This window comes from Roseburia sp. AF20-18LB (assembly GCF_003461185.1).
GTDB classification, from domain to species: domain Bacteria; phylum Bacillota; class Clostridia; order Lachnospirales; family Lachnospiraceae; genus Roseburia_C; species Roseburia_C amylophila.
In genome coordinates, this window is the sequence record NZ_QTWP01000001.1 from 94,432 (window position 1) to 108,726 (window position 14,295).

11 protein-coding genes and 1 pseudogene are annotated in these 14,295 nt (G+C 40.2%); all 12 read left to right on the forward strand.

The features are described from left to right. The first annotated feature begins 252 nt into the window (after window positions 1-252). The 12 genes and pseudogenes from DWX65_RS00465 (at window position 253) to DWX65_RS00520 (ending at window position 14,291) form a co-directional block, all read left to right on the forward strand. Entirely contained in the window at window positions 253-2,346 is a 2,094-nt protein-coding gene (locus DWX65_RS00465; RefSeq protein WP_117698992.1) for an elongation factor G, read from the forward strand. A gap of 73 nt (window positions 2,347-2,419) precedes the next feature. Further along, window positions 2,420-3,721 (forward strand): InlB B-repeat-containing protein, encoded by a 1,302-nt coding sequence (locus tag DWX65_RS00470; protein WP_118172550.1) that lies wholly within the window; start codon window positions 2,420-2,422, stop codon window positions 3,719-3,721. Between the two features lie 111 nt (window positions 3,722-3,832). Further along, window positions 3,833-6,253 carry a leucine--tRNA ligase gene (leuS, locus tag DWX65_RS00475; RefSeq protein WP_118172551.1) on the forward strand — a complete coding sequence of 807 codons (2,421 nt, stop codon included), beginning with the start codon at window positions 3,833-3,835 and terminating at the stop codon, window positions 6,251-6,253. 316 nt (window positions 6,254-6,569) lie between these two features. Beyond that, entirely contained in the window at window positions 6,570-7,853 is a 1,284-nt protein-coding gene (locus tag DWX65_RS00480) for a hypothetical protein (protein WP_118172552.1), read from the forward strand. 29 nt (window positions 7,854-7,882) lie between these two features. Next, on the forward strand, window positions 7,883-8,089 hold the full coding sequence (locus DWX65_RS00485) for a hypothetical protein (protein WP_012744284.1): 207 nt from the start codon (window positions 7,883-7,885) through the stop codon (window positions 8,087-8,089). Window positions 8,090-8,819: 730 nt separating this feature from the next. After that, a pseudogene (locus tag DWX65_RS15730) lies at window positions 8,820-9,257 on the forward strand (CHAP domain-containing protein); the annotation flags it as partial. 158 nt (window positions 9,258-9,415) lie between these two features. Then, the gene (locus DWX65_RS00495) at window positions 9,416-9,628 is read left to right on the forward strand and encodes a helix-turn-helix domain-containing protein (RefSeq protein ID WP_008703822.1); all 213 of its coding nucleotides are present in this window, start codon (window positions 9,416-9,418) and stop codon (window positions 9,626-9,628) included. Window positions 9,629-9,633: 5 nt separating this feature from the next. Then, window positions 9,634-10,335: a VanR-ABDEGLN family response regulator transcription factor gene (gene vanR, locus DWX65_RS00500; protein ID WP_004853366.1), complete on the forward strand. Its 702-nt coding sequence runs from the start codon at window positions 9,634-9,636 to the stop codon at window positions 10,333-10,335. Next, the gene (locus DWX65_RS00505; protein ID WP_008703821.1) at window positions 10,322-11,407 is read left to right on the forward strand and encodes a sensor histidine kinase; all 1,086 of its coding nucleotides are present in this window, start codon (window positions 10,322-10,324) and stop codon (window positions 11,405-11,407) included. The genes vanR and DWX65_RS00505 overlap by 14 nt, the downstream gene beginning before the upstream one ends. A gap of 134 nt (window positions 11,408-11,541) precedes the next feature. Further along, the gene (locus DWX65_RS00510) at window positions 11,542-12,399 is read left to right on the forward strand and encodes a hypothetical protein (RefSeq protein WP_118172553.1); all 858 of its coding nucleotides are present in this window, start codon (window positions 11,542-11,544) and stop codon (window positions 12,397-12,399) included. A 4-nt stretch (window positions 12,400-12,403) separates the two neighbouring features. Further along, window positions 12,404-13,117, forward strand: coding sequence for an ABC transporter ATP-binding protein (locus DWX65_RS00515; protein ID WP_004853372.1), 714 nt, complete (start codon window positions 12,404-12,406; stop codon window positions 13,115-13,117). Then, complete coding sequence (locus tag DWX65_RS00520) at window positions 13,107-14,291, forward strand: ABC transporter permease (RefSeq protein ID WP_118172896.1); 1,185 nt, start codon at window positions 13,107-13,109, stop codon at window positions 14,289-14,291. The genes DWX65_RS00515 and DWX65_RS00520 overlap by 11 nt, the downstream gene beginning before the upstream one ends. Window positions 14,292-14,295: the final 4 nt, after the last annotated feature.

Sequence of the window (14,295 nt, forward strand, 5' to 3'; positions counted from 1 at the left end):
GCAACCGCATCTCTCCGGTGGTGCATGTATACTATAACGGAATCAGAATATAATGTCAATACTTTAAAGCGTTAAAGTTTAACGTACGAAAATATAAAATTTCACAATAAAATTATCAAAAATAGTGCAAAATGTTTACTACACATTTACAATTCATTCATAAATGTTGTGTATAATACATAATATAGTTGAAGAAAATAACTTGATTTAGTAAAATATATACATAAATCTATAGTACAGGAGGAATAACATATGGAAGTATTTACAACGGACAGAATCAGAAACGTCGTGCTTTTAGGACATGGTGGAGCGGGAAAGACCAGTCTGGTGGAAGCAATGGCATATTTATCCGGCATGACAACCCGTATGGGAAAGATTTCTGATGGAAATACTATCAGTGATTTTGATAAAGAAGAAATCAAAAGACAGTTTTCCATCCATACTTCGGTTGTTCCGGTTATCTGGGATAATACCAAGATTAATTTCTTAGATACTCCGGGATATTTCGACTTTGTCGGTGAAGTGGAAGAAGCAGTCAGTGCCGCAGATGCAGCAATTATCGTGGTATCCGGCAAGAACGGAATTGAAGTGGGTACGAAGAAAGCCTGGGACATCTGCGAGAAATACAATCTTCCGAGAATGATATTTGTTACGGAGATGGATATTGATAATGCAAGCTTCCGGCAGGTAGTAGAAGATTTACAGCAGTTATATGGCAAGCGGATTGCTCCATTCCATCTGCCGATTCGTGAAAACGAGAAATTTGTAGGCTATATCAATGTGGTTCGTAAGAGTGCCCAGAGATGGAATGATAAGGGTGAAGTAGTAGAATGTGAGATTCCGGAATACAGCCAGAATAACCTTGGAATCTGTACCGATGCCCTGATGGAAGCGGTAGCAGAAACCAGTGAAGAATTCATGGAGCGGTATTTTAATGGTGATGAATTCTCAGAAAACGAAATACGTCAGGCACTTCGCGTGAATGTGGCGGATGCCAGCATGGTTCCGGTTTCCATGGGTTCCAGTATTCTTGCACAGGGTATGTACACCTTGTTAGATGACATTATAAAATACTTCCCAAGCCCGGATAAGCGTTCCTGTACCGGAATCAATGCCAAGAGCAATGAAGTATATTCTGCAGATTATGATTTCTCAAAGCCAAAATCAGCATATATTTTTAAAACAATTGTAGACCCGTTTATTGGAAAATATTCTCTGATAAAAGTAAATTCCGGTGTGTTAAAAACCGATGATTTGCTTTTTAATCATCATCGGGATACAGAAGGCAGGATTGGAAAGCTCTATGTAATGTGCGGCAGCAAACCACAGGAAGTACCGGAGCTTCATGCCGGAGATATCGGAGCATTAGCAAAGCTTTCCGGAGCTATGACAACCGATTCCCTGTCTACAAAAGCCAATCCGATACTCTTTATCCGGACAAGTATTTCAGAGCCATATACCGGCATGAGGTATAAAGCAAAGAATAAAGGTGATGAAGATAAAATTTCCCAGGCACTGCAGAAAATCATGCAGGAAGACTTAACCATTAAGACGGTAAATGACAGTGCTAATCACCAGACACTGATTTATGGTATCGGGGAACAGCAGTTGGAGGTTCTGGTAGAAACCTTAAAAAATAAATATAAAGTAGAGATTGAACTGAGCCGTCCGAAGGTTGCATTCCGTGAAACCATCCGAGGAACCTCAGATGTGGAATATAAATATAAGAAACAGTCTGGTGGACATGGCCAGTATGGACATGTAAAGATGCGTTTTTCACCATCGGGAAATCTTGAGGAAGCTTATGAGTTCTCGCAGGAAGTGGTTGGCGGAGCGGTTCCGAAGAATTTCTTCCCTGCAGTAGAAAAAGGGCTTCAGGAGGGCGTGCAGAAAGGACCTTTGGCGGCATATCCGGTACTTGGTATTAAGGCAGTGCTTTATGACGGTTCCTATCATGCAGTAGATTCTTCGGAAATGGCATTTAAGGTTGCTGCAAGAGAAGCCTTAAAGAAAGGAATCTTAGAAGCAAAGCCGGTGCTTTTAGAACCGATTGCCAGCCTTAAGATTACATTACCAGACGTTTATACCGGAGATGTAATGGGAGATTTAAATAAGAAGCGGGCAAGAGTTCTTGGCATGACACCGGATAACAAAGGAGCCACCGAGATTTTAGCGGATATTCCTTATATTGAATTATATGGTTATGGCACAAGACTTCGTTCCATGACACAGGGAAGCGGAGATTTCTCCTACCAGTTTGCCAGATACGAACAGGCACCGGAGGAAGTCGCAAGGGTACAGATGGAAGAACGGGCATCCAAGCTTGCTTCAGAAGAAGATAAATAGTGTAGTGAGATAAGTGTAATGAGAAAAAATATCTGTTAAGACAAACGGATGACGAAAGAGAGGTGGTGGTGACATGGGAAAGAAAAGAACTTTTTTTGCAATTGTTTTGATTATTGCGCTGTTTTTCGATAATTCGCAGTTTTCAGAAGCAAAAGCACTTCGTTCTCTGCCAATCACTACCTCTCTTTATTACAGCATGGAGCCGGAAGATGCCAATGTATTAAAGGAAGATTATGATATCACCTATTACTTAAATGGTGGAATCCCTTCTTCTGATTTGACTTATAACTATATTATAGAAGAACTTCCTCTAACCCTTGATATACCGGAAAAACCGGGATATAATTTCGCTGGCTGGTATACCGAAAGCAGTTATCAGAATAAGATTACAGAGATAAACATTGATAATTTCGGAGACGTATCTTTATACGCAAAATGGACCAAGAAGATTGATTCTTCTTACAGCGTGGAAATGTATCCATATTCCACGGCATCACAGATGAGCGGAAATGACCGGATGTTAAAGGATTGTGGATTCAGCTTTGCCTATGATGTAAATATTCCGGGAATGCCATCCACCAGGGAACAGGATTATGCACAGAATATGACATCCACGGACAACCAGTGTCCGCAGGGAATCTGCATTACCGAAGATTATTATATGATTACAGCATATAATACGGATGATTCGGAAAGCCTTGGAGCCCTTTATATCTTTGACAAAGAGACCGGAGAATATATGGTTACTCTTGGCATGAAAAAGAACAGCCATCTTGGAGGACTTACCTACGATGGAAGAAATGTCTGGATCTGCCATTCGGACACAAGGTCTTTGGAGCGGCTTAGTTACAGTTATATAAAAAAGATTGCAGAGTCCAAACCGAAGATTTTTGTGGATGCCACCGGAATGTTTGAAGAATACCGTGTAGCGAATATGCCATCCTGCATTACCTGGCATGATGGAATTCTCTGGGTAGCAACACACAATGCCTTATTCAAATCCATTATGATTTCTTATAAATATCAGGATGGAGAACTGATGGAACAGCAGCGCTACCAGATACCGGAAAAGGTGCAGGGAATTGCTTTTGATGAACAGGACAGAGTGTATTTAAGCACATCCTATGGAAGAAGCAATTCATCCTATTTAAAGATTTACCAGAATGTAGATGCAATGGATACAAAGCCGCGGACACCGGAACTTAAGGTGGAAATGCCACCATGTTCCGAAGAAATTAATTATGCAGACGGCAATATCTATGTGCTGTTTGAATCGGCAAGCTCGAAATATTTTGAAGGCACAGACGGAAAAGGGAAGAGCATTTGTCCGATAGACCGGATTCTTACAATTGATACAAATACCATTTTTCCTTGACAAATTGAGGGCATGTGATAGAATTTTATGAGTATAAGTCTCTAAAAAGGCATTCTATCAGCATGTCCTTATTTTATGGACGAAAGCTGTTTAAATTAGGAGGAATTGAAGATGTCACAAACAACAGTACCGTATAATCATAGAGCGGTAGAGCAGAAATGGCGTAAAGTCTGGGAAGATAAGCCAATTAACGTAAATGATGGCAAGAAGCCGAAATACTATTGTCTGGATATGTTTCCATACCCATCCGGAAACGGACTCCATGTAGGTCACTGGAGAGGCTATGTAATATCTGATGTATGGAGCCGCTATAAGCTTATGCATGGATATTATGTCATTCATCCGATGGGATGGGATGCATTTGGTCTTCCGGCAGAGAACTACGCAATTAAGATGGGTGTTCATCCGGAAAAATCTACCGCTGAAAATATCAGGAATATCAAGCGTCAGATTCAGGAAATTGCTGCAATCTATGACTGGGATATGGAAGTAAATACCACCGATCCTGAATTCTACAAATGGACACAGTGGATTTTTGTAAAAATGTTTAAAGCCGGACTTGCTTATGAGAAAGAGATGCCAATTAACTGGTGCCCATCCTGTAAGACTGGTCTTGCCAATGAAGAAGTTGTAAATGGTAAATGTGAGCGTTGTGGTGCTGATGTTACCAAGAAGAACTTAAAGCAGTGGATGCTTAAGATTACCAAATATGCTGACCGTCTTCTTGCAGACCTTGATAAGCTTGACTGGCCGGAAAAGGTTAAGAAAATGCAGACTGACTGGATTGGTAAGAGTAATGGAGCAGAAGTCAACTTTAAGGTGGATGGAAGCGATAAAGAGATTACTGTTTATACCACAAGACCGGATACTCTTCACGGAGCAACCTTCATGGTACTTGCACCGGAGCATGCTTTGGCAAAAGAGCTTGCAACTGATGAGACAAGAGCTGCAGTAGAGGATTATATCTATCAGTCATCCCTGAAATCTTCTGTAGATCGTTTGCAGGATAAAGAAAAGACTGGTGTATTTACCGGTTCTTATGCAATCAATCCGTTGAATGGTGCAAAGGTTCCAATCTGGCTTTCTGATTATGTATTAGCTGATTATGGTACCGGAGCAATTATGTGTGTTCCTGCACATGATGACCGTGACTTTGAATTTGCAAAGAAATTCAATATTCCAATTATCCAGGTTATTGCCAAAGATGGTAAGGAAATTGAAAATATGACCGAAGCTTATACCGAAGCAAAAGGTATTATGATTAATTCTGGTGACTGGAATGGAATGGAGTCGTCCGTTCTTAAGAAAGAAGCTCCGGAAATGATTGAAAAGATGGGCTTTGGTAAGAAGACAACCAACTATAAATTAAGAGACTGGGTATTCTCCCGCCAGCGTTACTGGGGCGAGCCAATTCCAATCGTACACTGTCCGCATTGTGGAGCAGTTCCGGTTCCGGAAGAAGAGCTTCCATTACTGTTACCGGAGGTTGAATCTTATCAGCCGACAGGTACCGGAGAATCACCGTTGGCAGATATTACGGAGTGGGTAAATACCACATGTCCTTGCTGTGGTAAGCCTGCAAAACGTGAGACCAATACCATGCCTCAGTGGGCAGGTTCATCCTGGTATTTCTTACGTTATGTAGATAACAAGAACAAAGATGAATTAGTAAGCCGCGAGAAAGCAGATAAATATCTTCCGGTTGATATGTATATCGGTGGAGTAGAGCATGCAGTACTGCATCTTCTGTATTCCCGTTTCTATACCAAATTCTTATATGATATCGGAGTAATTGACTTTGATGAGCCATTTACCAAACTGTTTAATCAGGGTATGATTACCGGTAAGAATGGTATCAAGATGAGTAAATCTAAAGGAAATGTCGTCTCACCGGATGATCTGGTTCGTGACTACGGCTGTGATTCCTTAAGATTATATGAGCTGTTTGTTGGACCACCGGAATTGGATTCTGAGTGGGATGATCGTGGAATCGATGGTGTATACCGTTTCATCACCAGATTCTGGAATCTTGTAATGAGCCAGAAGGATGCAGATGTTGCTGAAACCAAAGAACTGGTCAAGATTCGTCATAAACTGGTATATGATATCACCCAGAGACTGGAAAGCTTCAGCTTAAATACTGTAATTTCAGGATTCATGGAATACAACAACAAACTGATCGACCTTTCCAAGAAGGGCGGCGTAGATAAGAAGACACTTGAAACTTATGTGCTTCTTCTTGCTCCATTTGCACCACATATTGCAGAAGAACTGTGGAGCGAGCTTGGTCATGATACTTCTGTATTTGCAGAAAGATGGCCGGAGTATGATAAAGATGCAATGGAAGATGATGAAGTTGAAATTGCAGTACAGATTAACGGCAAGACAAAGGGTGTTGTCAGCATTGCAAAAGATGCTTCCAAAGAGGATGCACTTGCTGCAGGAAAAGCTGCAATTGCAGATAAGCTTACCGGCAATGTGATCAAAGAGATTTATGTACCGGGCAAAATTATTAACATTGTAATGAAATAATTGAGAAGAAATTCTCACAACAGAATAAAGTGCTTGGAAATATTGAAAAGTTCGCTTAAAATCAAGGTTTGCAGACATTTTTCTTCAAAGAAAAGGTATCATAGAATACCGCATAATATCGTAACAGATTTTTAAAATGGAGTAAATTTGGAGTAAAAGTTGAAAGAAAATGGAGTAAATATTTCAAATAAACAAGGATATGCATTTTTGCATATCCTTGTTTGCTATAATCCTTTTATAGAAATGTGACTTTGCTTGTCAATTATGGTAAAATCTATTCAGATAGTTATATGTTTATGTAGGGAGATAAATTGTAATGGAAAATACAGAAAAATATCGGGGTACTACTTCGGAATTAGATTCGGAGGCAATACAGAAATTATATTACGAGTATCAGATGACAAATCAAGAAATAGCAGATATGACATGGAGTACAAAAGCAAATGTCAATAAAGTGTTAATTCATGGGATAAAGCATTATACATCTTGGTTTATGGAAATGTTATCAGAAGATGATGAGAAAATTTTTAGAAAAATGTTAATGTACCACAAATTCAGTTATTGGAATGAGAAACAGCAAAGACGGTATCTTATTAAAAATAGTAGGGATGGAAAAATATGTTTAATATATTTTGATGAAAAATGTGTTAAATGTATGTTTGATGAATTTGTTCCAGAGGATTTAAAAACTCTTTCAATAGTTGAAAAAATGAATATATATAATGAAATGGACTATGAGGTGCTGAAATGTAGTGAACGGGATAGCATTTTGAAAAAGGAATGTATTTTACTAAATGGAGATTCTAAACAGCTTTTTAAAAAAGCGGCTCATAAAAGAAATATGAAAGGAAAAGAATATGCTCAATTTCTTGGATTTGAAAGTTGTTTAACAGAAAAGGATTCAATTAGAGATTCTAGAATAATCAAATTTTTTGAGGAACATATGGTTGATGGTGTTGTACAATTAAGTTCATCACCAGAAAATCAATGGATTCGAAATTATGCACATCATTGTGGAATGCATTTAGATGAATTTCTTGATTTTTATGGATATAAAAAATCAAGGCGTGCTGATGAGTATGTTTCTGAAAATAAGAATATAAAGTATAAGAAAGAGTTAAGTAAATACATTATAGAGCCACCCAATATCGTATATTTTTCTTCACAAGACAAAATTTATCAAACAATATATAATGTAGCAAAGTTGAATGAAATGTCAATAGATGAGTATATTTTGTCATTAGGGTATGTTCGTTCTAAAAAAAGTAATACGATAAAAGAACTAACAGAGGAAATTGATGAAATTATAGATTTGGAAGAGCAGGAAATCAGAAAAAAAGAAATATCAGAAAATAAGATAGAACGAAATCATAAGTTAATAGATAAACTAAAAAGAGCATATGATTATGAATGCCAATTATGTTCAAATGAGCAAAGAATGCCAATAGAAAAACAAGATGGAACAAAATACGTAGAAGTACATCATATAAAAAATCTGTCTGAAGAATATGATGAAGAAGGAACTTTGGATAAAAAAGGATATAGCAGACCAGGATTCTTTGGATCCATAAACCATTATGATGCAAACGGAAAAAAGTAGGCGAGAGCAGACCAGGATTCTTTGGTGGTATGAACGACTATGATGCAAATGGAAAGAAAATCGGACATAGTTCGCCTTCCTTTTTTGGTGGTATGAATCATTATGACAATAACGGGCATAAAGTAGGTGAGAGTCGACCAGGATTCTTTGGCGGTTTAAACCATTATGATGACAAGGGGCATAAGCGGGGGCATAGCAATCCAGGATTTTTAGGTGGATTCAATCATTACGGTTAAAACTGCACAGAGAGCAGCACAAGCGGCAAGGGCTGCGGCAAAAGCCGCCGTGGTTACGGTAAAGGCGATTGCCAAAGCGACCGCACTTGCCATTAAAGCGATTATTGCCGGAACGAAAGCCTTGATTGCCGCTATCGCCGCAGGCGGCTGGGTGGCGGTTTTGGTTATTATCGTGATTTGCCTGATTGGTATGATCCTCGGCTCAGTATTTGGCATTTTCTTCTCAGACGAAGATTCCGGCACTGGAATGAGTATGCAGACCGTTGTGCAGGAAATCAATACCGAATACGATACCAAGCTGCAAGAGGAAAAGAACTCGGTATCCTATGATGTTCTTGAAATGAGTGGCAGCAGAGCCGTTTGGAAAGAGGTGCTTGCCGTTTACTCTGTAAAAACGAATACGGATCAAGATAACCCCCAAGAGGTTGCCACAATGGACGATGGCAAAAAGCAACTCTTAAAAGACATCTTTTGGGAGATGAATCAAATATCTTCCCGAACAGAGAGCAAGACCGAAACAGTTATTACCGAAACCGATGACGGACACGGTAATATCGTGGAAACTGAAAGCACGGTCACACAAACCTATCTGTATATTACCGTCAGCCACAAGACTGCCGAGGAAATGGCGGCGCAATATGGTTTTAACGAAGAACAGAAAGGCTACCTCGCTGAACTGCTTGCAGATGAAAACAATTACCTTTGGTCACAGGTGCTTTACGGCATTACAGGCGGCGACGGACAGATCGTGACCGTTGCACTCTCTCTGGTTGGCAATGTGGGCGGTCAGCCGTATTGGTCGTGGTACGGTTTTAACTCCCGTGTAGAATGGTGTGCTTGCTTTGTATCTTGGTGTGCCAACGAGTGCGGCTATATCGACGCTGGAGTTATCCCAAAATATGCAGGCTGTGTCAACGGAGTACAATGGTTTAAGGATCGTGGACAATGGCTGGATGGCAGCGCCGAGCCTGCCCCCGGAATGATTATTTTCTTCGATTGGGCAGACGAAAGTGGTCAGGATGGATTATCCGACCATACGGGTATTGTTCAAAAGGTCGAAAACGGCAAGGTTTATACGGTCGAGGGCAACTCCGGCGACAGTTGCCGAGTCAATGAGTATTCTATCGGTTATTACGAGATTCTTGGCTACGGCGCACCTGCCTATTAAAATACACAAGCCGCCTGCATTTTGCAGGCGGTTGGATTACATATCAGAAAGATATTGTGCCGGTTTGAAAACTAAAAGTCTCAAAATACAGACTTAATAATTGCGATTTCACTCTCAAAGTGCTATAATACAAACTATATTTGGGTGGAGGTGCGGAAATGAAAGTACGGTACAACAAACTTTGGAAACTTCTGATTGACAAGGGAATGAAAAAGAGTCAATTACGAGAAGCGGTCGGGGCAAGCAAAAGTACATTTGCGAAACTCGGAAAAAATGAAAATGTTACCCTTCCCGTGCTGTTGAATATATGCGAATACTTAGAGTGTGATTTTGGCGACATAATGGAAGCCGTACCCGAAAATGAGGTGTAGGATCAATGAACAAGAAGATTTTAATTGTGGATGACGAAAAAGAAATCGTTGATCTGCTTGAAGTGTATTTGAGTAACGATGGTTATTCAGTATATAAATGTTATAATGGGTTAGAGGCGATGAAATGTATCAAACAGTCGCAGATTGATTTAGCGATACTTGATATTATGCTGCCGGATATTGATGGTTTTCGACTTTGCCAAAAAATTCGGGAAAAGTTTTACTTCCCTATTATTATGCTTACCGCCAAAATTGAGGATAGCGACAAGATTATGGGGCTTACGATTGGTGCGGATGATTATATAACGAAACCGTTTAATCCTTTAGAGGTTGTGGCAAGAGTAAAGACGCAATTAAGGCGTTATCAGAGCTATAACAGTCCTAATTTGAGCCAATCCGAAGAAAAAGACGAGTATGACATCAGAGGTCTACTGATAAACAGAGTCAGCCACAAGTGCTACTTGTATGGCAAAGAAATAGCCTTGACTCCGTTGGAGTTTTCTATTCTGTGGTATCTGTGCGAACATCAGGGTAAAGTTGTCGCCTCGGAGGAATTATTTGAAGCCGTGTGGAAAGAAAAGTATCTTCGCAACAGTAACAATACGGTAATGGCGCACATTGGGCGGCTTCGGGAAAAATTGAATGAACCTTCAAAAAATCCGAAGTTCATTAAAACTGTTTGGGGGGTAGGGTATGAAATTGAATAAAAAAGAAAAAAACTATCTGCTCTCTACCTTGTTCAAAGGGTATGTAATTCAATGTGCGATTTGCTCTGTGCTTATTTTTGGCGGTACTTTTCTTTTAGGAATTATGGCAGAGGAAATTCTCCGCAAGTATGTTTTGTATTATTACTTGTATTACAGAACAGTATATCTTTATATAGTGGCTGTAATCGTGTGGGGTGGCTGTATTATATACATGACATACCTACTTTTGAAAAAAGTAGTCGCCTATGTGTACGAGGTACAGGCTGCGACAGGAAAAATGTTCGATCAGAATGTCAGTTACATTGAAATGTCCCCGGAGTTGAGTGAAATCGCCGCTAACATCAATCAGTTAAAACAAGAGGCTGAAAGTAATGCAAGGCTTGCAAAAGAAAATGAGCAGCGAAAAAATGACCTGATTATGTATCTTGCACACGATTTGAAAACACCGCTTTCTTCTGTAATCGGGTATCTTACTTTACTGCGTGATGAGTCGCAAATCTCAAAGGAACTTCGAGAAAAGTACCTTTCAATCACTCTTGGTAAGGCAGAACGGTTAGAGGATCTGATTAACGAGTTTTTCGAGATAACACGATTCAATATATACGATATTACATTACAATACACGAAAATCAATTTAACTCGCCTGCTGGAGCAACTTGTATATGAATTTAAGCCTATGCTCAAATCAAAGAATTTGCAATGTAATCTTTGTGTTGATGATGATATAATGCTTCGATGTGACGCAGACAAAATTCAGCGTGTTTTTGATAACCTTTTGAGAAATGCGGTTATCTACAGTTTTGAAAATACGGATATCACGATCAGCGCACAATGTCAGGAAGATACGGTCAGCATTATTTTTTGTAACCACGGCGATACTCTGCCGGAAGAAAAGTTAAACAGGATTTTCGAGCAGTTTTATCGGCTTGACGCAGCGAGAAGTACAAGCAGTGGAGGAGCTGGATTAGGTTTGGCGATTGCAAAGCAGATTGTTGAACTACACAATGGTACAATCGTTGCAGAGAGCCAAGAGGATCAAAACAAGTTTTCAATTACTTTGCCGTTGGCGTAGGAAAATTGTAAGAATTTGCATAGAAAAAAAGAGGAATATCTTACGAGCAATCAAGAAAATACGGGCTTCTGTTTTGGTACAATAAAAGTATCAAGATAGAGGCTCGTATTTTTTGTGATACAGCATAAGGAGGAATGATGAAGTTGCTAAGAAAACAAATGCTGCTATGTTCTATTTTGTTTCTTGTATTTACGCTATCTGCCTGCTCTGCAATTGGGCAGACAGACGAAAACAATCTTACAGATAGCGCAACATCCGCAGAAAAAACGGTATCAGTTGTACGAGGGACAATTACTCCAACCGTTTCAACGCAAACGACTATTGTTCCGGCAGTACCGTTTATTATTTTCTCACCCGAAAATGGCATATTTAATACAGCGGTAGAATTAGAAGAAAAAATCACTGCCGGGCAAATTATTGGAACTGTGAACGGCAAAGAATTGAAATCTCCGGTGGATGGTACAATTACCTCTATTGCCCCATCCAATGAAAGCGTACTGAGTAATTATCCCGTAGCGATAGTGCATTATACAGGATTTGCCCTCAATGTAGAGGCAGATAATTTTTTGAGTACCTTACCGGAGTATGCAGAGTTGAAAGCAAAATTTCAAGTATATGATGGTGTAGGACCAACCGATATGATTGCCGTGGTGTCGCCTGCCGCAGATGAAAATGCGTTTACGGGAATCGTGCCGCAAGAGGGCATTCTGCAATGCTTGATCAGTCAAACAGTCGATGTGAAATCGGGGCAAAGTGCAACGGTAGTCATAACGGCGACAACGAGAAATGATGTCCTTATATTGCCGCTGTCGGTAATAGCGGGTAGACAAGGGACGGGATTGGTTACTGTAATTACTCCGAATGGAGAAAGAGTGGAAACAAAAGTGACATTGGGTGTGACAGACGGAGCCAATATAGAAATACTGTCCGGCTTAGAGGAGGGCGATGTAGTTTCTGCTACTCCGCCAAACCTTGATCCGAGGGGGATTTGATAAAATGAAAGGAATTTCCGAAAAGACTTTAATCAAAATAAAGGATTTGAAAGCAAGCGTCAAATTGAATAATGGCGATATGCTGACAACAGTAACCAACGCTAATATGGAATTGCAACGAGGGCGCAGTTATGCCATTGTCGGAAAGTCCGGCTCAGGCAAAACAAGCCTTATATCCATTATTGGCTTGTTAAATCGGGAATATGAGGGCGAGTACCTTTATGATGGTATATCTATTTCTGCTTTGAAAGACCGTGATCTGTCTATACTGCGAGCCAATAATATCGGATTTGTATTTCAGAACTACTCTCTGATTAAGCACTTGCGGGTATGGGAAAATATCGAATTACCCCTACTCTATGCCAAAAAGTCGTTTACCGCCAAACAGCGTCACGAGATAATTACAGGCTTGCTAAAAAGTGTCGGCTTAGAAAGCAAGGAAAATGATTACCCAATCAATTTGTCCGGCGGTGAACAACAAAGAGTTGCAATCGCAAGGGCGCTTGCAGTATCTCCGGAAGCCATTTTATGTGATGAGCCTACGGGAGCGTTGGATAAAAAGACGGGAACGCAGATTATGGAACTGTTGCACAGCGTCGTAAAAGAAAATGGAATTATGCTGCTGTTGGTTACGCACGATCCTGATATTGCAGATACCTGTGATACGATTTTTGAAATGGATGGAGGGAGGATAACTTGTGCTAAAAATGATACTTAAAGACCTTCGTCTGTCTCCACTTAGAAGTATTCTGACAAGTGTTTCAATGCTTGTAGGCATTATCGCAATGCTTGGATCGGTATTAGTTGGTACGCTTGGACGGGAGTATTTGATTTCCGTAAACGCACAGGTATATGGCTGGTCACCTACTTACTCATTCGTGATAACGGAATCCGATTTTCACGATAGAAATAAAATGGAACAATTATTCCAGAGATTTGAAGCCATTGATGATGTAGCCGCTGTTACTTTTTCTATGGGAGAAGATATTCGATTTGCACCAATGAAAGATTTAACGCCAATACCGCCGAATGATGTTTACCAAAACCTGATGGCTTTTGATTTAGTTTGCACCACGGAGGCATATAGTCAAGTCTATAATCTTCCAATGACATCCGGTAGATGGTTAGAGCCTTCGAGTGAGGGCGGATCGCTTGAAGTGGTCATAAACAAAGAAGCTAAAAACTATTTTAATGATTCGCCCTATGCTGCAGGAAATGTAAAAAGCACACTTTCGTTAACCCCATTCAATATTGTCGGAGTAGTAAACGATGGCAGGGATTTTCCGACTATCTATGCGGATTCTGCGGCGATCCTCAATTTCGCACCAGCAATGTGGCAAGTACAAAATGCAAATGTGTATTGGCATCCCACAACAGGACTGACAATCGAACAGATACATTCTGCCCTTGGCGACATTTTGACTGATACCATTGGCGGTTACTGGGAAAGTTCTGGGCGGAGTGATATTGGAGATACCTATGATTCGGTATTGTCCATACTGCAATTAGGGCTTTTGGTTACTTCGCTTTTGTTGCTGTTTGTTTCCGTATTAGGGCAGATCAATATCGGACTATCTTCATTGGAACAGCGCACACATGAGTTGCTGATCCGCAGAGCGATAGGTGCTTCACGAACAAATATTGTGGCATTGGTTTTAGGCTCACAGTTGATTTTATCAATATTCGTTTGCTTTGCAGCTATTTTGATTTCGCTGATTTTGGTGCATTGTATTGGAGCGTTGCTCCCTGTGGATTCCCCGGTGGGAACACCGAGTTATCCAATCAGCGTTGCTGTTGTTGCAGTTGCTGTGTCTGTGCTTACAGCATTATTGGGCGGATTATTACCAGCATTGAAAGCAGCAAAATTAGAGCCTGCATTGGCTCTTAGATAATAAA

Excerpts from the sequence above, each read along its gene's own strand:
- DWX65_RS00515 (WP_004853372.1), top strand. The coding sequence starts at position 12,404 with ATGAAAGGAATTTCCGAAAAGACTTTAATCAAAATAAAGGATTTGAAA.
- DWX65_RS00485 (WP_012744284.1), top strand. The coding sequence starts at position 7,883 with ATGAACGACTATGATGCAAATGGAAAGAAAATCGGACATAGTTCGCCT.
- vanR (WP_004853366.1), top strand. The coding sequence starts at position 9,634 with ATGAACAAGAAGATTTTAATTGTGGATGACGAAAAAGAAATCGTTGAT.
- DWX65_RS00480 (WP_118172552.1), top strand. The coding sequence starts at position 6,570 with ATGGAAAATACAGAAAAATATCGGGGTACTACTTCGGAATTAGATTCG.
- leuS (WP_118172551.1), top strand. The coding sequence starts at position 3,833 with ATGTCACAAACAACAGTACCGTATAATCATAGAGCGGTAGAGCAGAAA.
- DWX65_RS00520 (WP_118172896.1), top strand. The coding sequence starts at position 13,107 with ATGATACTTAAAGACCTTCGTCTGTCTCCACTTAGAAGTATTCTGACA.
- DWX65_RS00465 (WP_117698992.1), top strand. The coding sequence starts at position 253 with ATGGAAGTATTTACAACGGACAGAATCAGAAACGTCGTGCTTTTAGGA.
- DWX65_RS00505 (WP_008703821.1), top strand. The coding sequence starts at position 10,322 with ATGAAATTGAATAAAAAAGAAAAAAACTATCTGCTCTCTACCTTGTTC.
- DWX65_RS00510 (WP_118172553.1), top strand. The coding sequence starts at position 11,542 with ATGATGAAGTTGCTAAGAAAACAAATGCTGCTATGTTCTATTTTGTTT.
- DWX65_RS00495 (WP_008703822.1), top strand. The coding sequence starts at position 9,416 with ATGAAAGTACGGTACAACAAACTTTGGAAACTTCTGATTGACAAGGGA.
- DWX65_RS00470 (WP_118172550.1), top strand. The coding sequence starts at position 2,420 with ATGGGAAAGAAAAGAACTTTTTTTGCAATTGTTTTGATTATTGCGCTG.